This window comes from Vallitalea sediminicola, assembly GCF_054408565.1.
This window is the reverse complement of sequence record NZ_BTPT01000402.1, coordinates 1-264: the sequence shown is the minus strand read 5'-3', so window position 1 is coordinate 264 and position 264 is coordinate 1. Positions and strand designations below refer to the sequence as shown.

1 protein-coding gene is annotated in these 264 nt (G+C 32.6%); it reads left to right on the top strand.

The window, feature by feature from the left end:
- Positions 1-62 precede the first annotated feature (62 nt).
- On the top strand, positions 63-264 hold a 202-nt coding region (locus tag ACX6CF_RS27200; protein ID WP_458788495.1), incomplete at its 3' end, for an ATP-binding protein.

Here is a 264-nt window from a genome sequence, read left to right as displayed (position 1 = left end):
TAATGGTGGACAGCTTATATTTAAAACTTACAATATCATAGAATGGGATTGTGATAAGGTTGATGTTAAAGAACAAAAACCTAGCAATAGTTACAATTGTTTCTGATACTGGAATAGGAATGAGTGAAGAGGTCAAGAAACATTTGTTTGAACCTTTTTATACTACCAAAGATATTGGTAAAGGAACGGGAATGGGTTTAGCTATGGCTTTTGGAGTTATTAAAAATCATGGGGGATGTATTAGCGTTAATTCTGTTATCAATG